The sequence below is a fragment of the Nocardioides seonyuensis genome (assembly GCF_004683965.1).
In the GTDB taxonomy this organism is placed as follows: domain Bacteria; phylum Actinomycetota; class Actinomycetes; order Propionibacteriales; family Nocardioidaceae; genus Nocardioides; species Nocardioides seonyuensis.
The window spans coordinates 1,267,596-1,294,269 of record NZ_CP038436.1 but is presented as its reverse complement, the minus strand read 5'-3'; the positions used below and the strand labels follow the sequence as shown (position 1 = coordinate 1,294,269).

Here is a 26,674-nt window from a genome sequence, read left to right as displayed (position 1 = left end):
CCCAGTCACCCGAGAGGCCGCCCGCATGTTCCGACTCCTGACCACCGCCGTGCTCGGCGTCGCCGCAGCCACGACCGCTCCGCTGCTCGCGATGCCCGCGACCGCAGCGACCGCCACCACGACCGACGGGTGCGTGCAGAGCATCCCGGACCCGGGTACGACGACCCCGGTCGACATCTGCTTCACGCTCTTCCGCCCCGCCGGGGCGACCAAGCAGCACCCGGTTCCGATGGTGCTGCACAGCCACGGGTGGGGCGGCAGCCGCACCAGCGACCCGGCCTCGTTCCAGTACCTGACCGACGCCGGGTTCGGGGTGCTGAGCTTCGACCAGCGCGGCTTCGGCGAGAGCGGTGGCCAGGCCTACATCGAGAACCCCGACGTCGAGGGCAAGGACGTCCAGCGGATCGTCGACCTGGTGGCAGCGCAGGACTGGGTCGAGAAGGAGCGGCGCAAGGACCCGGTGCTCGGGGCGATCGGCGGGTCGTACGGCGGCGGCTACCAGTTCGTCGGCGCGTTCAGCGAGCTGCGCGACAAGGGGGAGACGCGCTTCGACGCGCTCGTCCCGGAGATCACGTGGTTCAGCCTGACCGAGAGCCTCTTCCCGCAGGGGGTGCCGCGCACCGAGTGGGCGACGGCGCTCACCGCCGCCGCCCAGGCGTCGAACGCGCTGCCACCCGTGGTGGTCCAGGGCTTCGTGGAGGCGGCCGCGACGGGCAACGTGCCGCCGTACCTCTTCGACTTCCTCGACAGGAACGGACCCGAGTGGCACGTACGGCAGGGCCGCAGGCTCGACATCCCGGTGCTCTTCGGCCAGGGCGCGACCGACAACCTCTTCCCCCTCGACCAGGGGCTGAAGAACTTCGAGCGTGCGCTGACCGACGACGCGCGGGCGCAGAGCATCTTCGTGGGCTACAACGGCGGCCACACGCTGCCGTCGGTGATGCCGATCGGCACCAACGGCGAGCTGAATGCGACCACGCCGGAGGACGCCTGCTCGCCGACGCTCGGCAGCCCGACGTTCAAGGACCTGGGGCTGCGCTTCCTGCAGCAGAACCTGCAGGGAGAGGAGACCGGGCTCACGGGGTTCGGTGAGTTCCACCTGACGACCGCAGGCGGTCGGTGCGTGAACGTCCCGGCCGTCTCCGCCAACACCGACGTGGCACTGGGCGACGTCGTCAGCACCGTCGGCGTGGGGGTGCCGATCGCCTACCCGATCGCGCAAGGCCCGATCACCATCGCGGGGACGCCCACCCTCGACGCCTTGGTCACGACCGTCGGCGTGGACAACCGCGCCTTCCTGGCCCTGTCGGTGGGGACGAGCCCACTCGACGCGAAGATCGTGCAGAACAACATGCTGCCGATCCGGGAGAACGGCATCGCGCTCAACAAGCCACGCACCGGGGTGGAGCTGCCCTCGGTGGCCGTCGACGTCCCGGCTGGGCAGACGTTGTTCCTCACCGTCTCGCCGATCTCGGACATGTCGGTCGGCTTCGGCAGTCGCGTGGTCGGTGCCATGACGATGCGCCAGGTCCAGATGCACCTGCCGGTGGTCCCGAACTGACAGGCGCGCTGCTAGCGGCGACAATGCGGACGTGCCGTCGTCGAGCCAGTGGCTGGCCTTCCTGATCGCCTCGATCCTGTTCATCCAGGTGCCGGGCCCCAGCCTGCTGTTCACGATCGGCCGTGCCCTCACGGTGGGCCGGCGCGAGGCGCTGCTCTCTGTCGTCGGGAACGCGCTGGGCCTGGTCGTCCAGGTGGTGCTGGTGGCGATCGGGCTGGGCGCGGTCGTGGCTGCGAGCGCGGCGGCGTTCACCGCTCTGAAGCTGGTCGGCGCGGCGTACGTCGTCTGGCTGGGCATCGCGGCGATCCGGCACCGAGGCGACGCGCGGGTGGCGCTCGAAAACCCGGGACTGGTCCCTGCGACGCACGGTCACGCCGTGCGCACCGGCTTCGTCGTCGGCGTCACCAACCCCAAGACCATCGTGTTCTTCGCGGCGTTCCTGCCGCAGTTCACCAGCGCCTCGGGGCCCGCCGCACCGCAGCTGCTCCTGCTGGGGGTGGTGTTCGGGGTGCTGGCGGTGTGCTCGGACAGCCTGTGGGCGCTCGGTGCCGGCAAGGCACGGAGCTGGTTCGCGCGGGAGCCGCGCCGGCTCGACCACCTGAGTGCAGCCGGCGGCGGCATGATGATCGCGCTCGGCGTCACCCTCGCGGCGAGCGAGTAGACGCGCGCGACTCTGCTCGGTCGCAGTCCGCGACCAGACGCTCTCGGTGCTCGTCACCCTCACCGCCTCCTGTGGAAGCGGTAGTGCCAACGCTGCCGCGAGACTGATCGCGTCGGCCAGCTCCGCCATGTCGACCGTGCCCACGGGCACCGCACCTGCCTCGGCGACCGACTCTCGCGCTGACTCCAGCAACCCCGTCACCCGGGCCGGGGAGTGGAGCTGGGAGATCGACATGAGAAGAGTCAACCGGAGCCCACTGGCAGGGCAGGGTCGATGTCAGGGATGGCGTTCCTTGTGGATGTCCATGCCCCATGCCACTCCTTGGGCGACGGCGCCCACGATGAGCAGGGCCAGACCTGCAGACCACACCGCCCATGCCCAGCCGATGTCGCCCTCGGCGACGCCCCAGAGTCCGAACCCCAGCATCAAGGTTCCCGGGAACCAGAACATCGTCGGCGAAGGTGAGCGCCGAGGGGTTGTCTCTGGACCTGCCACCGTGTCGCGATCTGCATTCACGAGCCGCAGTATGCCGTCGTGCTCATGCGGTCATCGCCAACGATCCCATCGAATCGCCAGGGCCGCGAGCGCCGCACCGAGCGCCGCCCCGAGGGTGTTTGCGAGCCAGTCGTTGGTCGAGCACGAGCGGCCGAGTGCGGGAACGAGCGCTTGGGTCGCCTCGATGAGGCAGGAGACCACGCTGGCCACGAGCCAGACGACCCAAGGCCGCCGGATGGCAACGCCGAGCAGGAGGACCGGGGGGACGAACAGCACCACGTTCGCCATCAGCTCGACTGCGCCGAAGGTCGGGAAGTCCCACTCCACTGCACAACCCATGCGGAGATCGCGGGAAGCAGGGATGAACGTCAGAGCAGCCACCGGGAGCAGGCTGGCTCCTCCCAGCCACATGGCCACCCGTGGGCGCACCGCCAACATGTAGCCGAGCAGAGGTCCGACGACGACCGCGGTCGCGAAGGCGACGGTCGTGATCCAAGGATGCGTGACGAGGAAGGTGGTGATCACGGTTGAGGGCTCGTTCTCCAGACTGAGGGTCAGTGGCTGCGGTTCGAGACCCGGTCAGAGCGGTTGCCGGCCCGGAGTCGCCACACCCGGGCGCCCAGCAGGAACGGGACCAGCAGCAGCACGAGTGCCACGAGCTGCAGCTCGACAGCGAAGGTCGAGGAGCCGCTCGGTGCGGTCGAGGCTGTCATCGTCACGAACAAGGTGGACCAGGTGGCGTCGCCCCCGGATGCGACCGAGTCCACACCGGCGAGGAAGGCGCTGGTGCTGGTGGCCAGCACGAGCGCCGCGACACCCACGGCGATCGCCAGCCAGAGCGTGCCGCGCGACCACGACGGGACCATCCGGGCGCCGGCGACCTCGGAGGCGAGCACCCGCGGCGGACCGAGCCGGTGGATGGCGGCGGCCACCCCACCGTCGGCGGCGGACTCCGCGAGGTTGGCCCGGAGCTCGTCGACCCGCGCCCGGCGCTCACGGCTGCGCAGGCCGTGGTACTCGAGCGCGGCGTCGTACTGGGTCAGGTAGGCGACGGCCCGCAGGCCGTCGAGAACGCCCAGGCCGGGCACCCGGTTCTTCAGGTGCAGGGCGAGGAGCCCGCCGGCCATGGTGAAGGTGAGGATGCCGAGGAAGCTGAAGCCGAACAGGGGAGTCAGGTCGAACGACATCTCAGGTTCCCTTCGAGGTGATGCTCGAGACCAGCCCGGACAGGTGGTTCCACGAGCTGAGCGAACGGGTCAGCTCGTCACTGCCGGCCTTGGTGAGGCGGTAGTACTTGCGAGCCGGCCCCCGCTCGGAGGGGACGTAGTGCGGCTCCACCCAGCCGGCCCGCTCGCAGCGCGCCAGCGCGGGGTAGACCGTGCCCTCGGCGATGTCGGTGAGGCCGGATTCGTGCAGACGCACGACCAGGGCGTAGCCGTAGTCCTCGCGTTCGTCCACCAGCCAGAGCAGCAGGAGCGTGATCAGCCCCTTGAGCATCTGGGGATCGATGGCCGACACACTACCAAGTTATGTGCAGTACTGTGCGTCGTCAAGTAGCGCCGACCTACCAGGTTCGCACCCACACGCATTGCTCGGAGGCCTGCAGGTCGGCGATGGCCTCGGCGGAGAGCGGATCAGAGGCGTCTGTGATCGCGTAGCCGAGGTGGTCGCGGGTCGAGAGGTGCTGGCCGATGACGTTGTCGCCGGCGTCGGCGAACACGGTGTCAAGACCCGCACCTCGGCTTCTTGGCACTGTGCGGAAGTGCTCCTGGTGCCGAAGCGATGCCCGAGGCCCATGACGAGGATGGGTGCCGAAGTCGCCTCGCTCCAGCGCACTTCACACTCTCCGCGGCAGGCCCATGAGGGAGACTCGGTTCCATGGCTGTGCGCATCGGGCTCTGTGGCTGGACGGTGTCGCAGGCGTCGTACGTGCGTCGCTTCCCGGTCGTCGAGGTGCAGCACACGTTCTACGAACCACCGGCTGATGCCTTGCTTGCGCGCTGGCGGGCGCAGGTGCCGGCCGGCTTCGAGTTCACGATCAAGGCCTGGCAGGTCGTCACCCACGAGTCCAACAGCCCCACCTACCGGCGCATGAAGCTGCCGCTCCTTGAGAGTGCCCGTGGACAGGTCGGGGGTTTCCGTACAACGCCTCCCGTCCTCGCAGGCTGGCAGCGAACCCTCGAGTGTGCTCGGGTCCTGCGGGCCACCGCCGTCCTGCTCCAGTGCCCGAGGAGCTTCCGCCCGACTGCCGACAACGTCGAGCGGCTACGAAGCTTCGTGTCGCAGGTGGAGCGGCCGGCCGGGAGACTGTTGTGGGAGCCGCGCGGTGACTGGCCCACGCAGCTGCTCACCGAGCTCTGCGCCGAGCTGGACCTCGTCCACGTGGTCGACCCCATGCAGACCGAGACGGTCACGCCCGAGCGGACCTACTACCGGCTGCACGGCACCACGGGCTCGCGGCACGTCCACACCGATGACGAGCTGCGGCGGCTGCGGGACCTGGTCGACGGCCGCCCGTCGCCGTACGTCATGTTCAACAACCTGCCTCGCACTGGCGACGCTGAACGGTTCCGCGCCCTGCTCCCGCCCTGAGCCTCGACGGCCCGCGTCTATGCCTCGCCGATGGTGTCCGTCCGTGGTGTGGATTTCGGACGGCTGCTCGCGGCTGCAGAGTCCCAGTCACCCGTGGAGGCCGTGGAGGCCGTTGCCCGAGAGCTCGGCGCCGCCTTCGACGCGGCGGCAGTGTCGTTCCATGTCGCGGACCTGTCAGGACGTGCTTTGGTGCGCCTCGCACACGTGCCCCTGGTCGAGTCGCGCGATGACTCCGGCACACCGTGGGGTCCCGGAGAGCGACGCGACCTCGAGGAGTCCGCGACCGTCCTGCCCTTCGGAGGTGGTCCCTCCGAGCAGGCGGTGCGCACGCAGACGGTCCAGGTGCTGGAGCCGGACCCAGCACGAGCGCAGGACGGCGCACACGGGTGGTGGCGCATGCTGGCGCCGGTGACCGAGCGTGGAGAGTCCATCGGGCTGCTCGAGGTGCACGTCGCCGAGGACCCGGGCTCCGAGATGGTCGCCCAGGTCGGGCAGGTCGCACATCTCCTCGCGTTCGTCGTGATCGCCAATGAACGACACACCGATCTCTACGAGTGGGGCCAGCGCAGCCGGTCGTTCAGCCTGTCTGCCGAGATTCAGCAAAGGCTGCTCCCTGGCCCTCGGACCTGCGAGGCGTCCGCATTCACCCTTGCCGGCTGGTTGGAACCAGCAGCGAGCATCGGAGGGGACACCTTCGACTACAGCGTGGATCGCGACGTGCTGCACATGTCGCTGACCGACGCGATGGGCCACGGCGTGGGCGCCGCACTCACGGCGTCGGTGTGCCTGGGCAGCCTGCGCGGTGCCCGGCGCAGCGGAATGACGCTGCTGGAGCAGGCCACGGAGACGAACGTGGCGCTGTCCGGACAGGCAAGGACCCAAGACATCGATGACTTCGTCACCGGGCTGCTCGTCCGCGTCGATCTGCGAACCGGCGCCGCCGAGGTCGTCAATGCCGGGCACGTCGCGCCCTACCTCGCCCGGGGCGGCGACGTGACGGCGCTCGAGCTGCCGGTGGACCTCCCCCTCGGGCTCTTTCCCGACTCCCACTATCGCGGCACCGTGATCGGGCTACGTCCCGGTGACCGGATGGTCCTGGTCACCGACGGCATGCTGGAACGCGCCGTCGGAGCGGTCGATCTGCTCCACACCATCGGCACGACCCGGGAGCTGCACCCACGCGAGGTCGTCCGGGCACTGGCCGACAGCGCGCTCGAGGCCACGGGCCATCAGCTCAGCGACGACGCCACCATCCTCTGCCTGGACTGGCACGGGACCCACGACGAGGACAGGTCTGCCGTGTCCGGGGCCGATCCCGGCCGCGCGAGCGACTCGCTCGCCTGACGGACCTGGTCCTACCAGGTCCGCACCCACACGCAGTGCTCGGAGGCCTCCAGCTCTGCGATGGCCTCAGGGGAGAGAGGCTCGGAGGCGTCGGTGATGGCGTAACCGAGGTGGTCCCTCGTCGAGAGGTGCTGGCCGATGACGTTGTCGCCGGCGTCGGCGAACACCGCGTTGAGCCTCGCCAGCTCGCCGGGGACGTTGTGGTGGAGGAAGCCCAGGCGGTGCCCGGCCTCCAGGGTGGGCGGGAGCACCTGTGGCAGGTTGGCCGACAGGGCGGTGCTGCCCTCGAGCACGAAGCCGACGAGCTTCTCGGCCACGAACCGACCGATCTCCTCCTGTGCCTCCTGGGTCGAGCCGCCGACGTGAGGCGTCAGGATGACGTTGTCGAGACCACGGAGGGTGGACTCGAAGGCATCGCCCTGGGCCTTCGGCTCCACCGGGAAGACGTCGACGGCCGCGCCGGCGATGTGCCCGGAGACGATGTGGCTGCGCAGCGAGTCGTAGTCGACCACCATGCCGCGCGAGGCGTTGATGAAGAGGGCACGCGGCTTCATGGCCGCGAACTCCTCGGCCCCGAAGAAGCCGGCGTTGCCGGGCCTCCCGTCGACGTGGAGGCTGACCACGTCGGCGGTCTCGAGGAGCTCCGTGAGAGAGGCGGCGCGGCGGGCGTTGCCGTGCGCCGGACGATCTGCCTTGTCGTAGAACACGACGCGCATCCCCATCGCCTCGGCGACGTTGGACAGCTGCGTGCCGATGTTGCCGTACCCCACGATCCCCAGGGTCCGGCCGCGCACCTCGTGGCTGCCCTTGGCCGACTTGTCCCAGACGCCGTCGTGCATTCGCTGGGTCTTCTCGGTGAGCCGCCGCGCGAGGGCGATGATCTCGCCGATCACCAGCTCGACGACGCTGCGCGTGTTGGAGTAGGGAGCGTTGAAGACACCGACGCCACGGTTCGCGGCGGCGGACAGGTCGACCTGGTTGGTGCCGATGCAGAAGCAGCCCACCGCCTGCAGGACGGGTGCCGCCTCCAGGACCCGCTCGGTCACCGTCGTGTTGGAGCGGATGCCCAGGAGGTTGACGTCGCCGAGCCCCTCGACCAGCTCGGACTCGCTCATCGCCCCGGCGCGCACCTCCACCTCGTAGCCGCGGGACTTCAGCACGTCCACGGCGCTCTGGTGGATGTTCTCGAGGATCAAGGCCTTCATGCCGCCACGGTATGCCAGTCCAGGCCGGCCGCTCGCGCATGCCTGTCACCGCGGACGTCAGCGACGCGGAGTGCGCCCTCGCCACGGAGCATTCGGCACTGTGAGCGTGCCTCTCAGGGGACAGACGACCGGCCGGCGACCGCGACGTCCTCGATGATGTCGTGCTCCGGATCCCACCGTCGGAGGCGGTGGCAGACCAGCTCCCGTGGGTCGTCGGTGGCATGCAGGACCTCGAGCACCGCCGGGACCATCGACCTCCGGACTCGCCGCGCCACGGTGACGTGGGGAGTCCAGACCGGGTGACGCAGCCCCGGGACGAGCGCTCGGACCCGGGCTGCGGCGGCCGCCAGCGCGTGGTCGGGCTCGACCAGGTGGGCGATGGTCACCCGAGGTCCCTGGCCGAACAGGACCACACCCCGCAGGACGACGCGTGCGGGAAGCAGTGGTCCGACCGTCTCGCTTGCCATCTGCACGGCCGCGTTCTCGATGGCGACGGCCGCCACCAACGTGAGGTGCGGCGCATTGGTCATCGACCGGTGGTCGGCCTGCGACGGGAGGCCGGCAGCCTTGAGCGCCTCCCACTGGGCCTCCACTGCGCTCATGGAGGAGGGCTCGAAGGTGAGCTCGAGGGCATGGTCGGGCACGGATCGAGGGTATGCGTTTGCGGCACTGGGCGATCATGGACCTGTGAGCGACGATGTCGACGGGGTGAGAGCCGAGTCGGTATGGGACTACCCCCGGCCGCCGATCGTGGTCCCGTCGCCCGAGCGCGTGGTCATCGAGGTGGACGGCCAGCTCGTCGCGGACACCCGGCGATCGCTCCGGGTGCTGGAGACGAGCCACCCTCCGGTCTACTACGTCCCTGCCGAGGCCATCACGCCCGGCCTGCTCACACCGGTCTCCGGGACGACCTGGTGCGAGTTCAAGGGATCTGCCTCGTACTTCGACGTGGCCTGCTCGAGCGGTCGGGTGGTTCCGCGGGCGGCTTGGCACTACCCGCAGCCCAGTGCAGGTTACGAGGCGCTCGTCGACCACGTCGCCTTCTATCCCGGTCGGATGGACCTGTGCACGGTCGATGACGAGACGGTCGTCGCCCAGCCTGGCGACTTCTACGGCGGCTGGATCACCAGCAGGGTGACTGGCCCCTTCAAAGGGGTACCCGGATCCCGCGGCTGGTAAGCCGGGCGGGGCCCGGAGCCGCCGCCGTCCGACGCCGCGTCAGCGCTTGAGCTCGACCGCCTCCGGCGTGTGCAGCCGCACCATGAACCGCCCGGCGTGCGCCGGCACGGAGCCGCGGGTCAGCAGGCTGACGACGACCATCGTGGCGAGCGCGGCAGGGACGCTCCAGGCGGCGGGCTGCCCGAGGAGGGTGTCCGCCCAGCCGGTGGTGCGGTCGGTTGCCAGCGTCCACCCGACGGCCGCTCCTGAGCCGATCCCACCCACGAGCAGCCCGGCCACCGCGCCGGCAGGGGTCAGTCGCCGCCACCAGATGCCGAGCATGAGCAGGGGCGCGAACGTCGACGCGGTCACGGCAAAGGCGAATCCCACGGTCCGCGCCAGCGAGACGTCGTTGGCGGCCAGCGACAGCAGGAGGGGTACGACGACAGCGACGGCCGCCGCGACACGGAAGGCAGCCACCCCGCCGAGCCGGTGCTCGCCCCACCGACGGCCCGTCACGTCCTGGGACAGCACGCCCGCTACGGCGATGGTCAGGCCCGAGGCCGTGGACAGGAACGCCGCGAACGCGCCGGCCGTCACCAGCCCCGTCAGCACCTCGCCCAGCGGCCCGGGGACCATCAGCCGCGGCAGCTCCAGCACCAGGACGTCGGCGCGGTCGGGTGCGAGGTGTGCGGCATAGATCCTGCCGAGCCCGGCGTAGAGCGGCGGCAGCACGTAGAAGGCGCCCAGCAGCACCAGCACCGCGAGCGTCGTACGACGAGCGGCCCGGCCGTCGGGGTTGGTGTAGAACCGCACCACCACGTGCGGCAGGCCCATGGTGCCGAGGAAGGTCGCCACGATCAGCGAGTAGGTGCCGTACAGCCCCTGGCCGTCGGACTCGCCGTAGCCCGACCCGCCCAGCGGCAACGACCACCCGGGGGGAGCGGCGGCGGTGGGATCGGCCGCGCCGTCGCCCTGCCAGACGACGAGCAGCACGCAGATCGGCACGAGCAGCGCGGTGAGCTTGAGCCAGAACTGGAACGCCTGCACGAAGGTGATCGAGCGCATCCCGCCGGGGCTCACCGAGGCGAGCACCACGACCGCGACCACGAGCGACCCGACCCACGTGGGAGCGTCGAGCGTCGAGCGCAGCGTCACTCCCGCGCCCTGGAACTGGGGCAGCAGGTAGAGCCAGCCGATGCCGACGACCAGCACCGAGCACAGCGAGCGCACGCCACGGGAGCCCAGCCGTGCCTCGGCGAAGTCCGGCAACGTGTAGGCGCCAGAGCGGCGCAGCGGCGCCGCGACGAGCACCAGCAGCACGAGGTAGCCGGCGGTCCAGCCGACGGGGTACCACAGCATCTCGGCGCCGAAGGTGAGCAGCAGCCCGGCGGCGCCGAGGAAGGAGGCGGCGGAGAGGTACTCGCCGCCGATCGCGCTGGCGTTCAGACGCGGTCGCACGGTGCGCGAGGCGACGAAGAAGTCACTCGTCGTGCGAGAGATCCGCAGCCCCCACGTGCCGATCGTGATGGTGGCGACCGAGACCAGGACGACGGCGATGAGGCCCGGCAGTGCGTCCTGGCTCACGGACGCTCCCGACCCTCGCCGGCGTCCCCGGCGGCGTCGAGCAGCGCGGCGAAGTCGCTCTCGTTGGCCTCCGCCCGACGCACGTAGACCCACCCCAGGAACACCATCCACGGATAGGCGAGCACACCCAGCACCACCCACGACACCGGCACCCCGAGCACCCGGACGTCAGCGAGGTCGGGCGCCAGGTGGAACACCAACGGCAGCACGCCGAGGGTGAGGGCCAGCGCGACGAGCGCCGCGGCAGCGAGTCTCAGCTGCTCGCGCAGCAGCGACCGCATGAAGACCTCGCCCAGGGCGGTCTCGGAGTCGATCTCACGCGCACCCGCGTGTCGTGAGGCGAGTGCCCGGCGCCGCGGGGGACCGGTCACCCGCACGCGCGGGGGCGGCCCGGAGTCGCTCACGAGTCCTTCTGGATCAGCACCGAGCGGACCGCCCGCGCGTGGCGGCGGCTGACCGCCAGCTCCTGCCCGCCGACCACGACGCTGACCCGCCCGTCGACGGTCCGCACCTCCTCGACGTGGGGGAGCGCGACCAGCATCGAGCGATGGATCCGGACGAAACCAGCGGGCGCCCACTGCTCGGCCAGCGACGAGAGCGGCGTCCGGACGAGGTGGGACCCCTCGGCGGTGTGCAGCCGGGCGTAGTCGCCCTGCGCCTCCACGTGGGTGATGGCAGAGCGGTTGACGAACCGGGTCACCCCGCCGCGCTCGACCGGGATCTGCACGTCGCCCGACGGCGCCGGACCGCCGGCCTCGACCACGCGGCGTACGGCCTCGGCGAGCCGCTCCTCGCGCACCGGTTTGAGGACGTAGTCGACGGCACGCAGCTCGAACGCCGCGACAGCGTGCTCCTCGTGGGCGGTCACGAACACCACCGGTGGCGGAGCCTTGAACCGCGACAGCACCTGGGCCAGGTCCAGCCCGGTGAGGCCCGGCATCTGGATGTCGAGGAACACCGCGTCCACCTCGGTGTCCTGCAGGACGCGCAGGGCCTCGGTCGCGGAGTCGCAGGCGAGGATCTCGCCGACGCGTGGTTCACGTCGGAGCAGGAAGGTGAGCTCGTCGAGGGCCGGTCGCTCGTCGTCGATGACGAGGACCTTGAGGCCGGTCACACCTGCACCCCCGGGGCGAACTTGGGCACGCGGACGATCACCTTCGTGCCGGCTCCCGGTGCGGTCTCCACGACGAGACCGTAGTCGTCGCCGTAGGCGTTGCGAAGCCTCGCGTCCACGTTGCCGAGGCCGACGGAGTCCATGGACGCGTCGCCGGCGAGCGCTCGTCGTACGCGCTCGGGGTCCTCGCCGGAGCCGTCGTCCTCGACCTCGATGACGCAGTCGGCGCCCATGTCGCGCGCCATGATGGAGAGGTGGCCGGTGCCGTCGGGCTTGTCGGGGCTGGCCTCGAGACCGTGGCGCACGGCGTTCTCGACGAGCGGCTGGATGCACAGGAACGGCACGGCGACGGGCAGCACCTCGGGCGCGATCTGCAGGGTCACCTGCAACCGGTCACCGAAGCGGGCCTGCTCGAGGAGCAGGTAGCGCTCGACGGACCGCAGCTCCTCCGCCAACGTCGTGTAGTCGCCATGGCGCCGGAAGGAGTAGCGGGTGAAGTCCGCGAACTCCAGCAGCAGCTCGCGAGCACGGTCGGGATCAGTCCGCACGAAGCTGGCGATCGCACCGAGGGAGTTGTAGATGAAGTGGGGGCTGATCTGGGCCCGCAGCGCCCGCACCTCCGCCTCCATGAGCCGGGTGCGTGAGGCATCGAGCTCGGCGAGCTCCAGCTGTCCGCTCACCCAGGAGGCCACCTCGTCGGCGGCGCGCACCAGGCCGCCCGTGGTGTGCGTCGTCCCCACCACGAGTGCACCGACGAGCGTCTCCTCGACGACGAGCGGGCTCACGATCGCCTGACGCACCTCGCAACCGAGGTCGTCACAGACCAGGGTCCGCTCGTCGACGATCAGCGTGCGACCGGTCTCGGCGACCTCCCGGACCGTCGCCGGGAGCTGGCTGCGGTGGTGGCCGCCGAGACCGTCCCAGGCCAGCAGCCCGCTCGTGTCGGCGAGCCCGGCCGCGGGAGTGCCGAGCAGCGCCCGGAGGTGCCGGACGCTGCGCTCGGCGCTGCCGCTCGTCAGTCCCTCCCGCAGCGGCGGGCTCGCGAGCGAGGCGTTGTGGAGCGTGCGGAACGTCGCCCGGTCGGCCTCGCCGCCGAGGTGCGTACGACGCCAGCGCCACATGCTGGTGACCCTAGTCGCGCCCGCTGGCCTGCCGGGTTACCGAACAGTCCGGGGGTGTTCGATCGAGGAGATGCCCCGGACTGTTCGGTAACAGTGGCGTCAGCGCTCGCAGCGTCGGACGCGCTCGGCAGCACGGCATCGGTCGCGGCGTCCCGGCCCGCCGTCGGCCCGGTCGTGCCCCTTGCCCGCGAGCAGCCGGTCGTTGCCCATGTTGCCGCGTAGGTCGTCGTCCTCGCCGCCGCCCCACAGCCGGTCGTCGTCCATGCCGCCGCGCAGGTCGTCCTCCCCGCCGTGGCCCCACAGACGGTCGGGGCCCTTGCCGCCGCGCAGGTCGTCATCGTCGGCGTGGCCGTAGAGGGTGTCGTGGCCCTTGCCGCCGCGCAGGACGTCGCTCGAGTTGCGCCCCCTCAAGGAGTCGCGGCCGCTGCCACCACTCAGCCGATCCGCACCGGGTCCGCCGAAGAGCCGGTCGGCACCCGAACCGCCGTTCATGGTGGCGGTCTCCAGGCAGTCGAAGCGGTAGCGGTGGAAGTCGTTGTCGCTCGTGCCGTACAGCTCGTCACGGCCGGCTCCACCTCGCATCGTGGCCTCGCATCCCACGTAGCCGAGGAGGTTGTCGGCCCTGTCCCCGACCAGCTTGACCTGGGGCGCCATGAGCAGCGCGTGCTCCATGCTGTCGGCGACGACGCTCGTGTCGTCGATCTCCAACTGGTCCTTCTTCAGGTGGAGTGCGAGCCGCCCGGTGTGACTGGCTGCGACGAGCTCGTCCCGCCCCGACCCGGCCTCGATCCGGCTCGCTGCGGAGATGTCAGCGGGCTCGATCACGATCTCGTCGGCTCCGCCCTTGGTCGCGACGTCGAGGGTGGGCGTCGCGCCGCGGGGATGGATGCCCAGCACGTCGTCCGACCGGGTGCCGGCGTAGGTCACCGTGCCGTTCGAGTGCGTGTTCAGCGCGACCTCGTCCACCGAGGAGAAGGTGGCATTGCCGGCGGTGGTGCGCATGACGCCGGGGGCCATGTCGAACGAGACGTCGCCCGACGCGATCTCCACCTGCAGGACGTCGTCACCCTCCCCGGCCGCGAGCACTGCGTCGGCGCCGAACGAGGTGGAGGTCAGCTGGATCACGTCGCTGTCGGAGCCCGTGTCCACCACGTCGTGGCTGGCGCCGTTCTGGGCGCCGGTGATCACGCGGTCGTAGAAGTCGCCGGTCCTGACGGTGTCGGTGTCGTCGTCGACCAGGTCGGTGCGGTTGCCCGTGGTGACCTCGTCCTGGCCACCGCCGCCGACGTAGGTGTCCGCGCCGACACCGAGGACGACCGTGAACACTCCGGGGGTAGGCCTGCCCGCGGACGTGTCCACGACGTCGTCGCCGGGGCCAGCGTCGACGTCCACCCTGGTGGGGACCCATTCGTCGCCCGAGCTCGGCACGACGCAGACGAGGTCGTCCCCGCCGAGGGTGTCGATGTCCGTGGCTCCGTTGGTCACCACGACGTCGCGTCCCTCGGTGCCCGTGATCGTGGGGCCGGTGCCCACGATGGTCGCGGCCTCGCCTCGACAGGTCTCGGCAGCAGCGCTCGCGGTCGTCATGGGACTGAGCAGCGCCAGGCCCAGCAGGCCGGCGGCGGTCTGGGTCGTCGTACGCATCAGTTCGCTTCCTTCCGTGGATGGAATCGTTCTGGGGTGTGACTCACCGACCGGCCGACAAGTTGTCGCTGCCTGGAGATCGTTCGGCCCGCCGACTGACGAGACTAGCCACCGCGTGAGGTTTGCCGGTCGGGTCATCGGGGGAGTGTGAGGTCCATGCGACGACTCCTACTTCCGTGCTCGCTCCTGCTCGTGGGGGCGATGTCGGCGGGATGCACGGACGAGCCGGAGCCGACTGAAGGGTCCGACAAGTCGAGCGCGTCCTCGAGCGAGACGCCGAGCGAGACGCCGAGCAAGAGCGAGACGCCCAACGAGGGCGAGACGACCGGCGAGGGGCCCGTCGCAGGAGCAGGGGCCGGGCTGTCGCCGGAGAACGCGAAGGAGTGGTGCGGCGTCATCACTCCCGAGCAGCTGAGCGCCCTGACGGGCTACGAGGTCACCGGGGTCTGGGGTCGACGCGAGGGAGTCAACACCTGCTCCACGGAGCTGCCCGGCCTCGAGCTCAACATCACCTGGGGCTCGGAGCCGACGAAGAAGTCCTTCGAGCAGTACGCCGCCGGGTGGGACCGCCCCGCCGGCGTCTTCGACGTGGCCGAGGTGGAGCTTCCGAACGGACGTCCCGCCGTCGTGGCCACCCAACCGGTGCCGGAGACCGGTCACGCCGGGGCCGTGGTCGACGGTCGAGTGATCCAGGTCCTCGTGAGCGAGGTGATCCCCGACGAGGCGTCGACCGTCGAGGACCTCGGCGCGATGGCCCGACAGATTCTCGCGGTCTACGCGGGCTGAGGGGGAGGGAACAGGCATGGGACAGGCAACAGAGGCCGCCGGTGAGGTGGTCGTCAGGTGGGGCAACCTGAAGAAGTACTTCGAGGACCTCGAGACCGTGGCCGGTCAGGCCGCCGACATCGAGAAGTACGCCAAGGAGGAGGTCTTCAACCGGTCGGGCTTCGCCTACCGGCTCTGCGTCCTCCAGCCGCTCGCGGACATGATGGACACGTGCGGTGAGGTCTTCGGCGACCTCCGCTCGACGTTCGACGAGAGCTGGGAGGACCTGATCGCGTCGCTGGCCCTCACTGCCGAGGAGATCCAGGAGGCGGACGGCATCCAGGGGCAGGCCTACCTGAAGGCCTTCATCGACCTGGCAGGCGACAGCTGATGGCCTTCAAGCTGGGAGACCTCAACGACGTGGCCTCCGTCCTGACCGCGCCGCCGGACGGCAAGCAGCAGGTCAAGGGCCACGACAAGACCTACGGGGAGATCCGCGACGGCTTCGACACCGTGCGCGACAAGTGCAACGAAGGGATCGACAAGGTCAACGGCTGGCTCGAGCAGGCCGGTCGCAGCGAACGGCTCCCGAGGCTGACGGAGCTGAGCCTCGACCACTACGTCGTCTTCCCGCTCTCCGGCGACTACTACCGGATCCAGCAGAACGGCGCCGCCTGCAAGATCCTCAAGAAGGGCATGAGCGACTGGGGCGACAACTTCTCCAGGCTCTCGGTCACGTCGGTCCTCGCCTTCGAGGGCAAGGCCAACCTGGCGTTCGCGGGACAGCTCAACGTCTACAACGTGGTGATGAAGGCGGTCGGCGGTGCCGTCAGCGCCGGCTCTGCGGTCTTCGACTCCATCGCGAAGGTCTCGGAGAAGATCGCGATCCGCGTCGAGAAGGCCCTCATCCAGATGGGCAAGAAGCTGCTCAAGCTCGCCAAGGTGGTGGGCAAGCGGTTCCTCGGCGGCTGGGCATCGGCTGCGCTGCTGATCAAGGACCTCGCCCAGCACGGCCTCTCCGTGATCACCGACGTCGTCGACGACGTCAAGTGGTGCATCACGGCCATCGACAAGTGCTTCGAGATGAAGGACGAGATCGAGACCTGGGCGCAGACGCAGGCCGACCGGCTCGAGGCCTTCAAGCAGGTCACCGAGATGGTCAAGCAGCTCCCCAAGGTCGACCTCAGCGTCCCGCTGGACAGCATCGAGGTGCCCGACCTCAGCAGCATCAAGGACGTCCTCGACTCGGCCGCCCCCGACTTCTCCGAGACCGAGGAGGGCAAGGAGGCCGAGAAGGGCGTCGACGACGCCGGGGAGGAGCTCATCGGCGACAGCGGCTACGTCCACCCCTCGTGGGCAGAGGCCTGCGTGACACCACCGCCGGGAATGGGACACCTGCCCTACATCCCGGGTGACCCGGCGCTCAACGTCCCTCGCGACCCCATCACCGGCCAGCCCGACTACACCAAGAACCGGATGGAGCCACCGGAGCCCGGGGTCTCGAGCAAGCGCTACTACGACGCATACGAGCGCTGGCGCAACTCGTTGCCGCCGCCCTACTGGGCTCCGCCCGCCGAGGGCAAGCCGCGAGGAGCCGAGTGATGGACACCTTCGACGCTTCCGACCCCTCGCCGCAGCTCGAGACCAGCAAGCTGCTCCGCACGATGACTGCTGACGACTCCGAGCTCCGCATGCTCGCCTTCCTCGACGAGCTCGACCACCTGATCGAGGAGGACCGTGAGCGGGAGCGCGAGGAGGGTCTCGACCCGTCGATCGCCGTGCTCCTCGAGTCGATCACCGGAGCCGACGACGCGCCGCTGGAGTTCCGCTCGCTCAACCGGCGGGTCGCCGACGGGCTGACCAGCTGGGAGGAGTTCTGGGTCGCCCCCGAGGAGACACCCGGCGGGCACCGGCTCGTCAACGTGGCGATGAAGGCCGCGGGAGCCGAGCTCGACGCCGCCATGCAGCGCTTCGACGACCGGCCGCCGCCGACCCACGGGGGCGTGCTGGGGCGTTGAGCCCGTTCGGCGTCAGTCGAGTGCAGCGAGCAGCTGGGCCGTGGACACACCCGGGAAGAGGAGCCTCTTGGGGATCCCGGCGAGGAGTGTCAGCTCCTCTGCCAGGGCAGCCACCCGCGTCGCGTCGAGCCGAGCGGGCTCGTGGGTGCGCAGGTCGAGGTCGACCCGGGTCAGCACCCCGAGCCGCTCCAGGGGCTCTGCGTCCTCGCGGACGTGCTCGTCGTACAGCTCGAGCGCCAGTCGCTCCCTCTCCTCGGGCGCGAGACCGGGCATCCGACGGAAGCCGTCGAGGATCTGACGTCTCCAGGTCAACAGCGCGATGTCGGAGCCGGACTCGGCCAGGGCCGTCCACTTCCGGACGAACTCCTCCGGCGAGGGGGACTCGAAGTGGAGGTGGCGCAGTCGCGGATGCTCGAACCGTGGCAGCTTCTCGCCCTCCTCGTCCGTGGCCGTGTGCACGTGGAACCGCACGTCCATGGCGGGCCGGACGGCGATCTTGCCGGTGGCGTGCCCGTGGAAGTACGACGCGTTGGTCGCCTCGCCGATGAGCCCCGCCTGCTCGAGCTGCCGCAGCCTGCGTGTGGGAAGCCGCTTCTTGAACAGGCCGTCGCCGGCGCGGGAGTCGCTGACGGCCTCGAGGGGGAACAGCCTGAACGCACGATGCTCCGCGGGAATCGACTCCACGACGTCGCGATCCAGCAGGGCCACCTCGTCACCGTCGAGGAAGACCAGCCAGTCCGCCCATCCGAGCCGGGTCAACGCCACGCGGGCCAGGTTCGCGACCACTCGCTGACGCCGGTTCAGCCGTTCGGGTCGCTGATCGCCCCACCATTCGGCGTCGAGTCGCACGACCGTCACCAGGCCTGGGTCCGAGGAACAGGTCGGAAGAGGGTTGTCCGGGTCGTCGAGGAAGACGATCAGGTGGTCGAGGCCCTTGCGGAGATTGAGGGTGATGAAGCGCTCGAGGTTCTCGGCACTGTCGAGGACCAGGGCGCAGCCGACCACGAAGGAGTCCCCGCCGTGGTTTGTCGTACCCATGCTCCTCCGAACCGAGCGTCGTCAGCGGAAGTCGATGAGCAACATGTGGGTGTCGGTCCCGTCGCTCACGATCTTCTGCTCGTCTGATGCCTCGTCCTCGCCACGGGGTGCAGGCTCGTCTGGGTCGACCACCTTCGCCCGGAAGCACTCCGTCCGGTAGGGCAGCTGCATGCCGTCGTGGCCGCGGCCGTACTCGTCGTAGAGCGCACGCACTGCGTCAAGCACGGCCTCACGCTCATGGCCGGGGAGCACCGCGACGTAGGAGCGCGACGCGACGATGTCGACCAGCGACTCGCGGTCGACGTCCTGCCAGTGGGCGAAGTCCTTGCGCTCGACCTCGTCGAACAGGTCGCTCTCCTCCAGCACGGAGTGCGAGGCCGAGCTGTCACCGTGCTCGCCGATCAGGTCGGCGAGCCTGCGCACCCACGGGATGCGTCGGTCGAAGACGTTCCAGGCCAAGGCCACGTGGCCGCCGGGCTTGAGCACGCGCGCCATCTCGGCGAGCGCGCGCTCGTGGTCGAACCAGTGGAACGCCTGGGCGGCGACCACGACGTCGACGGAGCGGTCGTTGGCGGGGATCTCCTCGGCGCCGGCGACCTTGGCGCTGCAGCCCGGGACACGCTCGACGAGGAGCTCGTGCATCCGCTCGTCGGGCTCTGTGGCGTAGACCGCGTGCCCCTGCTCCACGAGCTCGGCGGTGAGCTTGCCGGTGCCTGCGCCGAGCTCGAGCACGGTCAGCGCCTCGCCGTCGACCAGCCACGACACAGCCTCGGCGGGATACCCGGGGCGCCCGCGGTCGTAGGCGTCCGCGACCGAGCCGAAGGACAGCGCCTCCTCGGCCTGCGCCTGCGTCGGGGCGCTCGGGTCGGTCGTGGGCTGCTCGTCGCTCATCGCCCCGAGGCTACTAGCGTCTGTTCCCGTGACCACCGACCCGCTGGCCTGGCTCGCCGAACTCGAGGGTGTGCCGTCTGCCTACGCCGCCACCCGTGACGGCATCGACGTGCTGCTGCGCGACCGCGGCCTTCGTCGTACGACACCCGAGACGACCGCCGAGTCGCTCCTGCTGGGCGCCCACGCCTCAGCGGTGCTCGAGGGATCGGCCTCCTCGCTGGAAGAGGTCCGCGCCGGTGCCGGCGACCAGGTCGCGAACGACGCGGTGCGACTGTCGTCCTCGATGCTGGGCCTCGCGCCGCTGCTCAAGACCGCCCCGCTGCAGGCGATCGCCCGGCTGCACGCCGTCGTCGGTTCGTCCTCCCTCGCGCCTGACGAGCTCGGGCGGCCACGCGACGCCGCTTCGGCGGACCGTCTGCGCGGGGTGTCCGAGCTGTTGCTGAGCGACACGTCGGCGCCGGCGCTGCTCGTCGCGGCGGTCGCGCACGCCGACGTCGCGACGGCGGCACCCTTCGCCTCCCACAACGGCATCGTCGCGCGCGCCCTGGAGCGGCTGGTGCTGGTCTCGCGGGGGGTCGACGCCAAGTCGCTCGTGGTTCCCGAGGCGGGTCACCTGGCCCTGCGGAAGGAGTACGAGTCCAACCTGCGTGCCTACCGCGACGGCGGGCCGAGCGGCGTGCACGCCTGGGCGCTCTATGCGGCCGAGGCCTTCGCAGCCGGGGCGGACGCCTCGCCGCTGCGCACGTGACATGCGAACGGCACCCGCTCGCGTGGATCGGGTGCCGTCGCGAACACGTGAGACGTGCGGGCTACCAAGCGTGCTCTTCTCAATTGCTGCCTCGGGCAGATCCCGACGACAAGCGCCCCATCGGATGGGTGGATCGCCGCGTGGGTACCCGGCTCACGTGCTGCACTGTGGAGTTCTGACACCAGTTCTAGCCCGGCCCCGCAGCACCTTCAAGGGTTGACTTTCCCCCTGCTGGCTGGGTGTCCGGTCAGACCCCGGCCTGGTTGCGGCGCCTGTTCGCCCACAGGACACCGCCCGCGGCGACGGCGCCGCCGACCGCCAGGGCAGCGAGGGTTGGACGGGCCGGGGGCAGCTGGAACCTCGTGCGCAGGGCGACCGGCCGCACGAACCCCAGCACCGACCAACCCCGCTCGGCGGCGATGCGGCGCAGCTCCTTGTCTGGGTTGACCGCGAAGGGATGACCGACCACCTCGAGCATGTGGACGTCGGTGATGGAGTCGCTGTAGGCGAAGCAGTCGGCGAGGTCGTAGCCGCGCTCTCGAGCGAGCTGCTCGATGGCGCGGGCCTTCTCCTCCGCATAGGCGTAGTAGTCGATCTGGCCGGTGTAGTGGCCGTCGACGATCTCCATGCGCGTCGCGATGACGTGGTCCGCGCCAAGCATCTCCCCGATGGGGCCGACGACCTCGGCACCGCTCGCACTCACGATCACGATCTCGCGGCCGGCGAGACGGTGCTCCTCGATGAGGTTGACCGCCTCTGCGTAGACCAGCGGCTCGACGACGTTGAGCAAGGTGTCGGTGACGATCTCGCGGACGGTCGCGACGTCCCAGCCGGCACACATCTGCGACATGAACTGCCGCATCCGTTCCATCTGGTCGTGGTCCGCGCCGCCGACCGCGAAGACGAACTGCGCGTAGGCCGCCCGGAGCATCGCGGCGCGCGTGATCAGGCCTCCCGCCTGGAACGGCTTGGAGAAGGCGAGCGTGCTCGACTTGGCGATGATCGTCTTGTCGAGATCGAAGAACGCCGCGGTGGGGCGGGACATGTCACCATCGTAGGTCGCGAACCCCCGGATTTTCGGGCCTTTTGTCGTCCACAGCGCGCGTCGACCGCAAGTTCTCCACAGCGTCGTACGACGCCCCTCGGTGTTGTCGTCACTCTGCGGGAGCCTCGGCGGCATGACCGCACTGCTCCTGACCCGATGCCCCGCCCTTCACGCCGAGGTCAGCCGACTGGCCGCTGCGGCCGGCATCGAGCCGCGCGTGCTCGACGACCCGGTCGATGCCCTCGCGGAGTGGTCGTCGGCCCAGGTGGTGCTGGTCGGCGACGACGTCGCCGACGACCTGGCGGCCGTGGGGCCGGGTCGTCGCGGTGACGTGCACGTCGTGGGCATCTCGCCTCCGGACGCGGTGTTCCGCGCTGCCGTGTGGCTCGGGGCCGAGTCGGTGCTCGACGTGGCCGCGGCGGGAGACCACCTGGTCGAGCTGCTCACCGACGTGGGCGAGCCGGCCGCCGACGGCCGCCTCGTCGGCGTCGTCGGCGGGGCCGGCGGCGTGGGTGCCACGACCCTGGCCTGCGCCCTCGCCCAGGCGGGCGGCGAGCGCAGTCCGACGCTGCTCGTGGACACCGATCCCCTGGGCCCGGGCCTGGACCGGCTGCTGGGGTTGGAGGAGTGTCCCGGCGTCCGGTGGGACGAGCTGCACGCGACGAGCGGTCGGCTGGGGGCGCGGGCCCTGCGCGAGTCGGTGCCGCGCGGCGACGGACCCGGCGTGCTCACCTGGTCCGGCGCGAGGGGTTCGCTGGACCCGACGACGCTGCGAGAGACCTTGTCGGCGGCCCGGCGTGGCCACGACCTCGTCGTGGTCGACCTGGCCCGCCATGGCGGGGCCACCACCATCGAGCTGGTGGGCCGGTGCGACGCCGTGCTCGTCGTGGCCCCGGCGACGCTCGCCGGCGTGGCGTCCACCGCGCGGCTGGTCGCTGCTCTCGGAGGCCTCGACGCACCCGCCGGCCTGGTCCTGCGGCCGGGGGACGTGAGCCACCACGACGCCGCCGCGGCGACCGGGCTCGAGGTCGTCCACGAGCTCGGTCACCAACGTGGCATCGCGCAGTCCGTCGACCTCGGGCTCGGTCCGCTGACGTCCCGGCGCGGTCCGCTCGCGCGCGCGGTCCGCATCCTCCTGCCCTGGACCACACCGCGTGCTCCTCGCCGAGGGACCGCTCGAACGGGTGCCGCGGCGTGACCCAGGTGGCGGCACACGTGCTGGACGAGGTGCGGTCGCGACTGGCGGTCGGATCAGGAGAGCTCACCCCGCACCGGGTGGCCGAAGCCCTGCGAGCAGCCGGGAGGCCGGTGGGCGACGCCACCGTGCTGGCGGTCCACGACGCGCTCCGCCGCGACGTGCTGGGCGCCGGTCCCCTCGAGCCGCTGCTCAGGATGCCCGACGTCACCGACGTCCTCGTCAACGGGCCCGACCAGGTCTGGGTGGAGAGGCCGACAGGGCTGGAGCTCACCGAGGTGCGATTCCCCGACGACGATGCAGTGCGGCGGCTCGCGCAACGACTGGCCGCCACCGGCGGGCGCCGGATCGACGACGCCACGCCCCACTGCGACGTCCGGCTGCCCGACGGGACCCGCTTCCACGCGGTGCTCGCTCCGACCTCCCGCCCCGGCACGGTCATCTCGCTGCGACTCGTGCGCGACCGCGGGTTCACCCTCGACGACCTGGTCGACTCCGGCGCCCTGCCCCCCGACGGCGCCAGGCTCCTGGCCAAGGTGGTCGCGGCCCGGCTCGCATTCCTCGTCACCGGCGGCACCGGAACCGGCAAGACCACGCTCCTGTCCGCACTGCTGTCGACGACCGACCCACGGGAGCGGCTCGTCCTGGTCGAGGACTCCAGCGAGCTGCGCCCCGACCACCCCCACGTCGTCGGGCTCGAAGCCCGCCCGGCCAATGTCGAGGGCGCCGGAGAGATCACCCTGCGCACCCTCGTGCGCCAAGCGCTGCGGATGCGTCCTGACCGACTCGTCGTGGGAGAGGTGCGCGGGGGCGAGGTCGTCGAGCTGCTGGCGGCCCTCAACACGGGGCATGCGGGAGGCTGCGGCACGCTCCACGCCAACTCCGCGGCCGACGTGCCGGCCCGGGTCGAGGCGCTTGCCCTCGCCGCCGGTCTCCCGCGCGAGGCCGCGCACAGCCAGCTCGGCGCGGCGCTCGACGTCGTCGTCCACCTGGGCCGAGACCGGGACGGCCGACGCCGGGTTCGCGAGCTGGCGGTGCCCGTGCGGTCCGCCGACGGGCTGGTCTCGATGGTGACCGCGGTGACCATCGGGCAGTCCCTCGGCGAGGGGCCCGGCGCCGACCTGCTCGCCACCGCCATCGCCGAGCGAGCGTGAGCGACCTGGTGGTCGCCGCCCTGGCCGCGAGCGCCGCGGCCCTGTGGTGGGGGCCGCGTCCATCCAGGCTGCGTCCTGCCGGGCCGGGTCGGTCGCCGATGCGCCTGCCGACAGGTCCGGAGCCGTCGTCGCTCCAGCGGGCGCGGTCTCTGCTGCGCGGTCGTCGTACCTCCGCGGAGGCCGCACGTGCCGTGCTCGACGTCTGCGACCTGTTGGCAGCCGAGCTGACGGCCGGTCGACCCCCCGGTGCGGCGCTCGTCCTGGCCAGTGGCCGGTGGCCTCCCTTGGCGCCGGTCTCCGAGGCCTTCGTCCTCGGGGGCGACGTGCCCACGGCGCTGCGACGGGTGGCGGCAACCGTGCCGGGAGCGGGCGACCTGCGGGTCGTCGCCGCCGCCTGGCAGGTCGCCCACCACTCCGGCCACGGACTCGCGCGCGCGCTCGAGCGCGTGGCGCGCGGCATCCGTGCACGGCGTCGCACGCGCCGGGTCGTGGAGTCCGAGCTCGCCTCTGCCCGAGCGACGGCCCGCCTGGTCGCAGTGCTGCCGGTGGCCGTTCTCGCGATGGGCTCGGGCGCCGGTGGCGATCCGTGGGCGTTCCTGCTCACCACCCCGGTGGGGATCGGCTGCCTGGTCGCCGGCGGCCTCCTCACAGCCCTCGGGCTGGGCTGGATCGAGCTGATCGCCGAGCGGGCGGTCCCGTGGTGACCGCGGCGGCCGTCATGTGCGCATGCCTTGCGACCTGGCTGGCCGTTCCGGCTCCCGGGCGGCCACCCTTGCCCGTGCGGCCCGTCGTCCCGAGGGCAGGCGCGTCCCGGCTGCGCCCCGTCGTGGCCCTCGCGGCCGGCGCCGGAGCGTGGGTCGTGGCCGGAGGGGTGGTGGGGATCATCGGCGCCGTCGGCAGCACCGTCGTCGCCTGGACCATCCTGGCCAGGGCGGAGCCCGCTGGTGCGCGGCGCGAACGCGAGGCCGCCGTGAGGGAGCTGCCCCACCTCGTCGACCTGCTCGCTGCGACCCTCCGCTCCGGCGCCGACCCGCTCACCGGGCTGCGCACGGTCCGTGCGGGCTGCCGGGTGCGGCCGCGCGACGCCTGGCGCCCGTCGAGGCGCACGCCCACCTCGGGGCCGCGGACGCTTGGCGACTGGTCGTCGATGACGAGGTGCTCGGCCCGCTCGGTCAGGCCCTGGTCCGCTCCCAGCGCACCGGTGCCTCGGTCGCGGAGACCGTCGAGCGCCTCGCCGACGAGCTGGAGCGCGAGGCGGCCGCCACCGCCGAGGACCGCGCCCGTCGGGTCGGGGTGGTCGCTGCCGTGCCACTCGGCCTGTGCCTGCTGCCCGCGTTCATGCTCCTGGGCATCGTGCCGAGCGTGGCCGCTCTGCTCGCCTCGATCACGACGTGAGCGGCGGGGCGGGTCCACAACCGTCCACAGGTGGGCGCTCTAGAGCGTGGTCCACAGCCCCAGCGGCTGCCGCTCGCGCTCACCCAGGCTTCCCGTGAGAGTCGTCGCGTCGACGCCACCAGGGCGTCGTACGTGACAGGAGACGACATGCGCCACCTCACCCCCACACGCCCTGAGCAGGGCATCACCACGGCCGAGTACGCCGTCGGCACCGCCGCAGGTGCCGGCTTCGCCGGACTGCTCTACAAGCTGCTGACCGGCGGTTTCGGCGACCAGCTGCTCAACACCCTGTTCGACCACGTGCTGTCGTTGCTCGGCATCAGCTGATGCGTGCCGCGCCGGCTGCCGGCCGCGGTGCAGGTGAGCGCGGCGCCGTCACCGCCGAGCTCGCCCTTGGCCTGCCACTGCTGTTGGCAGTCGCGCTCGGCATGGTCTGGCTCCTGGCGGCCGGTGCCGCGCAGGTGCAGGTGATCGACGCGTCCCGCGAGGCGGCGCGAGCGATCGCGCGCGGCGACGACCAGGTCGCTGCGGTCGTCGTCGCGCAGCGAGTCGCCCCTGAGGGTACGGACGTCGAGGTGAGCCTCGAGGGCGGTCGAGTCGTGGTCACGGCGTCGGCGAAGGTGAAGGGCCCCGGTGGGCTGTTCTCCCACCTTCCCGAAGTCAGGGTCAGTGCCGATGCGGTGGCGCTGGTGGAGGAGTGACCCCGGGCCTCAGCGACCGCACGTCAGGGGGCGAGGCGGGTGCTGCGACGGTCCTGGTCCTGGCCATGGTGGGCCTGCTGTGCTTCGTGGTGGTCGGTCTGGCCGCGAGCGTGGGGCTGGTGCGGAGCCAGCGCGTCGCCCAGTCTGGCGCCGACCTCGCGGCACTGGCGGGGGCGACGGCGCTGGGCGACGGGTTCTCCGCGTGCGACGCCGCCGCGGAGGTTGCGGGAGCCAACGGGACCGACCTCACCGAGTGCGTGGTCGCCGGCCGACAGGTGCGGGTGGCCGTGCGAGTGCCCGGCGCCCAGTGGCTCGGGCGCGAGGTCGACGTCGTGGCTGGGGCCAGGGCGGGTCCGGCCTGAGCACAGACGGGATCAGGCGCCGTCGTCCTCGCGCTTGCGGTCGGCCTCGACCCGCTCGAGCTTCTCGTTGAGCTCGTTGAGCTCCTTGCGCTCGCGGCGGTGGGCCAAGCTCCGCTTCGTGCCCCACTTGAGGATCGAGAACCCCCACAGGATCAGGGCACCGGCCACGACACCGACGAGGAACGCCTCCAGCGTCGTCACACCGAAACCGAGGATCTCCCCGCCGTTGCCGGGGTCGTTCGACGACACGGTCGCCAAGATGACGACGGAACCCACGAGGATGAGGACGAGCCCGATGATCACCATGTCGGGCAATCTAGCCCTCGCAGGTGACCTGGCGCGACGACGGAGGTGGCCAGCGGTGGCCGGGGGTCATCCGCCGCCGAGGGCCGCCTGGACGTCCTCGTGGCTCATCGTGATCGCGGTCCCGACGATCCACTGGTGGCCGAACGGGTCGCGGAAGCGACCCTGACGGGCACCGTAGGGCTGGTCTGCGACGGGGAAGACCTCCTCGGCTCCCGAGGCCAGGGCCCGGGCCATCACCTCGTCCGGGTCGTCGCAGAGCACGTCCACGATCACGCCCCTGCCGGGTGTGTCGGTCTGGTCGGCGTCCTTGACCTGGACCACCGCACCGTCACCGACCCGGACGTCGGCGAAGACGACCCTGCCCTGGTGCTCGAACCGCGAGCCGACACGCCCGCCGAGCACCTCGCAGTAGAACGCGAGGGCGCTGTCGGCACCCTCGACCACCAGCTTCGGACAGATGCTCTGCACGCTCATCGCTCCACCGTGGCACCGCGGCGGCGGCGCGGCAACCTCGTCGGACGTCGTACGTCGACCCCCCGCGCGGCCGCAGTTTCTCCAAGGGGGTCGGGGCGCG

General features: G+C 71.2%; 34 protein-coding genes. 17 read left to right on the top strand and 17 right to left on the bottom strand.

The window, feature by feature from the left end; all coding sequences use genetic code 11:
- The first annotated feature begins 25 nt into the window (after positions 1–25).
- Both EXE58_RS06375 and EXE58_RS06370 read left to right on the top strand, forming a co-directional pair.
- Positions 26–1,561 (top strand): alpha/beta hydrolase, encoded by a 1,536-nt coding sequence (locus tag EXE58_RS06375; RefSeq protein WP_135267086.1) that lies wholly within the window; start codon positions 26–28, stop codon positions 1,559–1,561.
- Positions 1,562–1,592: 31 nt separating this feature from the next.
- Positions 1,593–2,222 (top strand): LysE family translocator, encoded by a 630-nt coding sequence (locus EXE58_RS06370; RefSeq protein ID WP_135267085.1) that lies wholly within the window; start codon positions 1,593–1,595, stop codon positions 2,220–2,222.
- A 276-nt stretch (positions 2,223–2,498) separates the two neighbouring features.
- Here EXE58_RS06370 and EXE58_RS19450 read toward each other — a convergent pair whose 3' ends face one another.
- From EXE58_RS19450 to EXE58_RS19445, 5 genes are all read right to left on the bottom strand, one after another.
- Positions 2,499–2,672, bottom strand: coding sequence for a hypothetical protein (locus EXE58_RS19450; protein ID WP_167288722.1), 174 nt, complete (start codon positions 2,670–2,672; stop codon positions 2,499–2,501).
- A gap of 96 nt (positions 2,673–2,768) precedes the next feature.
- The gene (locus EXE58_RS06365) at positions 2,769–3,242 is read right to left on the bottom strand and encodes a VanZ family protein (RefSeq protein WP_135267084.1); all 474 of its coding nucleotides are present in this window, start codon (positions 3,240–3,242) and stop codon (positions 2,769–2,771) included.
- A 29-nt stretch (positions 3,243–3,271) separates the two neighbouring features.
- Complete coding sequence (locus EXE58_RS06360; protein ID WP_135267083.1) at positions 3,272–3,904, bottom strand: hypothetical protein; 633 nt, start codon at positions 3,902–3,904, stop codon at positions 3,272–3,274.
- 1 nt (position 3,905) lies between these two features.
- Positions 3,906–4,235, bottom strand: a complete 330-nt coding sequence (locus EXE58_RS06355) for a PadR family transcriptional regulator (protein WP_208544150.1) — start codon at positions 4,233–4,235, stop codon at positions 3,906–3,908.
- 46 nt (positions 4,236–4,281) lie between these two features.
- Complete coding sequence (locus EXE58_RS19445) at positions 4,282–4,437, bottom strand: hypothetical protein (protein ID WP_167288720.1); 156 nt, start codon at positions 4,435–4,437, stop codon at positions 4,282–4,284.
- A gap of 158 nt (positions 4,438–4,595) precedes the next feature.
- Between EXE58_RS19445 and EXE58_RS06350 the strand changes: the two genes are divergently transcribed.
- Both EXE58_RS06350 and EXE58_RS06345 read left to right on the top strand, forming a co-directional pair.
- The gene (locus EXE58_RS06350) at positions 4,596–5,309 is read left to right on the top strand and encodes a DUF72 domain-containing protein (RefSeq protein WP_208544149.1); all 714 of its coding nucleotides are present in this window, start codon (positions 4,596–4,598) and stop codon (positions 5,307–5,309) included.
- 30 nt (positions 5,310–5,339) lie between these two features.
- Positions 5,340–6,653 carry a PP2C family protein-serine/threonine phosphatase gene (locus tag EXE58_RS06345; RefSeq protein WP_135267082.1) on the top strand — a complete coding sequence of 438 codons (1,314 nt, stop codon included), beginning with the start codon at positions 5,340–5,342 and terminating at the stop codon, positions 6,651–6,653.
- An 11-nt stretch (positions 6,654–6,664) separates the two neighbouring features.
- Here EXE58_RS06345 and serA read toward each other — a convergent pair whose 3' ends face one another.
- Positions 6,665–7,858, bottom strand: a complete 1,194-nt coding sequence (serA, locus tag EXE58_RS06340) for a phosphoglycerate dehydrogenase (RefSeq protein ID WP_135267081.1) — start codon at positions 7,856–7,858, stop codon at positions 6,665–6,667.
- A 113-nt stretch (positions 7,859–7,971) separates the two neighbouring features.
- Entirely contained in the window at positions 7,972–8,502 is a 531-nt protein-coding gene (locus EXE58_RS06335; protein ID WP_135267080.1) for a 2'-5' RNA ligase family protein, read from the bottom strand.
- 43 nt (positions 8,503–8,545) lie between these two features.
- Here EXE58_RS06335 and EXE58_RS06330 point away from each other — a divergent pair, with 43 nt between their 5' ends.
- A complete protein-coding gene (locus tag EXE58_RS06330) occupies positions 8,546–9,037 on the top strand; it encodes a DUF427 domain-containing protein (RefSeq protein ID WP_244242453.1) in 492 nt (163 codons plus the stop codon).
- A gap of 39 nt (positions 9,038–9,076) precedes the next feature.
- Here EXE58_RS06330 and EXE58_RS06325 read toward each other — a convergent pair whose 3' ends face one another.
- From EXE58_RS06325 to EXE58_RS06305, 5 genes are all read right to left on the bottom strand, one after another.
- The gene (locus EXE58_RS06325) at positions 9,077–10,603 is read right to left on the bottom strand and encodes a sodium/solute symporter (RefSeq protein ID WP_135267078.1); all 1,527 of its coding nucleotides are present in this window, start codon (positions 10,601–10,603) and stop codon (positions 9,077–9,079) included.
- Entirely contained in the window at positions 10,600–11,007 is a 408-nt protein-coding gene (locus tag EXE58_RS06320) for a hypothetical protein (protein ID WP_135267077.1), read from the bottom strand. The genes EXE58_RS06325 and EXE58_RS06320 overlap by 4 nt, the downstream gene beginning before the upstream one ends.
- Positions 11,004–11,717 (bottom strand): LytR/AlgR family response regulator transcription factor, encoded by a 714-nt coding sequence (locus EXE58_RS06315; RefSeq protein ID WP_135267076.1) that lies wholly within the window; start codon positions 11,715–11,717, stop codon positions 11,004–11,006. Before EXE58_RS06315 ends, EXE58_RS06320 begins: the two co-directional genes overlap by 4 nt.
- Positions 11,714–12,838, bottom strand: coding sequence for a sensor histidine kinase (locus EXE58_RS06310; protein ID WP_135267075.1), 1,125 nt, complete (start codon positions 12,836–12,838; stop codon positions 11,714–11,716). Before EXE58_RS06310 ends, EXE58_RS06315 begins: the two co-directional genes overlap by 4 nt.
- Before the next feature lie 99 nt (positions 12,839–12,937).
- Positions 12,938–14,482, bottom strand: a complete 1,545-nt coding sequence (locus tag EXE58_RS06305) for a calcium-binding protein (protein WP_167288718.1) — start codon at positions 14,480–14,482, stop codon at positions 12,938–12,940.
- A gap of 156 nt (positions 14,483–14,638) precedes the next feature.
- On the opposite strand from EXE58_RS06305, the gene EXE58_RS06300 reads away from it, so the two are divergent.
- From EXE58_RS06300 to EXE58_RS06285, 4 genes are read left to right on the top strand one after another with little or no spacing between them, the layout of a single operon-like run.
- The gene (locus EXE58_RS06300; RefSeq protein ID WP_135267073.1) at positions 14,639–15,268 is read left to right on the top strand and encodes a hypothetical protein; all 630 of its coding nucleotides are present in this window, start codon (positions 14,639–14,641) and stop codon (positions 15,266–15,268) included.
- Positions 15,269–15,284: 16 nt separating this feature from the next.
- On the top strand, positions 15,285–15,638 hold the full coding sequence (locus EXE58_RS06295) for a hypothetical protein (RefSeq protein WP_135267072.1): 354 nt from the start codon (positions 15,285–15,287) through the stop codon (positions 15,636–15,638).
- Positions 15,638–16,849, top strand: coding sequence for a hypothetical protein (locus tag EXE58_RS06290; protein WP_135267071.1), 1,212 nt, complete (start codon positions 15,638–15,640; stop codon positions 16,847–16,849). The genes EXE58_RS06295 and EXE58_RS06290 overlap by 1 nt, the downstream gene beginning before the upstream one ends.
- The gene (locus tag EXE58_RS06285) at positions 16,849–17,265 is read left to right on the top strand and encodes a hypothetical protein (protein ID WP_135267070.1); all 417 of its coding nucleotides are present in this window, start codon (positions 16,849–16,851) and stop codon (positions 17,263–17,265) included. The genes EXE58_RS06290 and EXE58_RS06285 overlap by 1 nt, the downstream gene beginning before the upstream one ends.
- A 12-nt stretch (positions 17,266–17,277) precedes the next feature.
- On the opposite strand, the gene EXE58_RS06280 is transcribed toward EXE58_RS06285, so the two are convergent.
- Both EXE58_RS06280 and EXE58_RS06275 read right to left on the bottom strand, forming a co-directional pair.
- Complete coding sequence (locus tag EXE58_RS06280; RefSeq protein WP_135267069.1) at positions 17,278–18,303, bottom strand: glycosyltransferase family 2 protein; 1,026 nt, start codon at positions 18,301–18,303, stop codon at positions 17,278–17,280.
- A gap of 21 nt (positions 18,304–18,324) precedes the next feature.
- Positions 18,325–19,194: a class I SAM-dependent methyltransferase gene (locus EXE58_RS06275; protein ID WP_135267068.1), complete on the bottom strand. Its 870-nt coding sequence runs from the start codon at positions 19,192–19,194 to the stop codon at positions 18,325–18,327.
- Positions 19,195–19,222: 28 nt separating this feature from the next.
- Here EXE58_RS06275 and EXE58_RS06270 point away from each other — a divergent pair, with 28 nt between their 5' ends.
- On the top strand, positions 19,223–19,942 hold the full coding sequence (locus EXE58_RS06270) for a Fic family protein (RefSeq protein WP_135267067.1): 720 nt from the start codon (positions 19,223–19,225) through the stop codon (positions 19,940–19,942).
- Between the two features lie 247 nt (positions 19,943–20,189).
- Here EXE58_RS06270 and EXE58_RS06265 read toward each other — a convergent pair whose 3' ends face one another.
- Positions 20,190–20,987 carry an HAD family hydrolase gene (locus tag EXE58_RS06265; RefSeq protein ID WP_135267066.1) on the bottom strand — a complete coding sequence of 266 codons (798 nt, stop codon included), beginning with the start codon at positions 20,985–20,987 and terminating at the stop codon, positions 20,190–20,192.
- A gap of 133 nt (positions 20,988–21,120) precedes the next feature.
- On the opposite strand from EXE58_RS06265, the gene ssd reads away from it, so the two are divergent.
- The 7 genes from ssd (at position 21,121) to EXE58_RS06230 (ending at position 25,794) form a co-directional block, all read left to right on the top strand.
- Positions 21,121–22,185: a septum site-determining protein Ssd gene (gene ssd, locus EXE58_RS06260; protein WP_135267065.1), complete on the top strand. Its 1,065-nt coding sequence runs from the start codon at positions 21,121–21,123 to the stop codon at positions 22,183–22,185.
- Positions 22,182–23,336, top strand: coding sequence for a TadA family conjugal transfer-associated ATPase (locus EXE58_RS06255; RefSeq protein WP_135267064.1), 1,155 nt, complete (start codon positions 22,182–22,184; stop codon positions 23,334–23,336). The genes ssd and EXE58_RS06255 overlap by 4 nt, the downstream gene beginning before the upstream one ends.
- Complete coding sequence (locus tag EXE58_RS06250; protein ID WP_135267063.1) at positions 23,333–24,040, top strand: type II secretion system F family protein; 708 nt, start codon at positions 23,333–23,335, stop codon at positions 24,038–24,040. The genes EXE58_RS06255 and EXE58_RS06250 overlap by 4 nt, the downstream gene beginning before the upstream one ends.
- A gap of 451 nt (positions 24,041–24,491) precedes the next feature.
- Positions 24,492–24,731: a type II secretion system F family protein gene (locus EXE58_RS20465; RefSeq protein ID WP_167288716.1), complete on the top strand. Its 240-nt coding sequence runs from the start codon at positions 24,492–24,494 to the stop codon at positions 24,729–24,731.
- A 147-nt stretch (positions 24,732–24,878) separates the two neighbouring features.
- Complete coding sequence (locus tag EXE58_RS06240) at positions 24,879–25,058, top strand: DUF4244 domain-containing protein (RefSeq protein ID WP_135267061.1); 180 nt, start codon at positions 24,879–24,881, stop codon at positions 25,056–25,058.
- Positions 25,058–25,432, top strand: coding sequence for a TadE family type IV pilus minor pilin (locus EXE58_RS06235; protein ID WP_135267060.1), 375 nt, complete (start codon positions 25,058–25,060; stop codon positions 25,430–25,432). Before EXE58_RS06240 ends, EXE58_RS06235 begins: the two co-directional genes overlap by 1 nt.
- Positions 25,429–25,794, top strand: a complete 366-nt coding sequence (locus EXE58_RS06230) for an Rv3654c family TadE-like protein (protein WP_208544148.1) — start codon at positions 25,429–25,431, stop codon at positions 25,792–25,794. The genes EXE58_RS06235 and EXE58_RS06230 overlap by 4 nt, the downstream gene beginning before the upstream one ends.
- 12 nt (positions 25,795–25,806) lie before the next feature.
- Here EXE58_RS06230 and EXE58_RS06225 read toward each other — a convergent pair whose 3' ends face one another.
- Both EXE58_RS06225 and EXE58_RS06220 read right to left on the bottom strand, forming a co-directional pair.
- Positions 25,807–26,100 (bottom strand): LapA family protein, encoded by a 294-nt coding sequence (locus EXE58_RS06225; protein ID WP_135267059.1) that lies wholly within the window; start codon positions 26,098–26,100, stop codon positions 25,807–25,809.
- 66 nt (positions 26,101–26,166) lie between these two features.
- Complete coding sequence (locus EXE58_RS06220) at positions 26,167–26,574, bottom strand: VOC family protein (RefSeq protein WP_135267058.1); 408 nt, start codon at positions 26,572–26,574, stop codon at positions 26,167–26,169.
- Between the last annotated feature and the right edge of the window lie 100 nt (positions 26,575–26,674).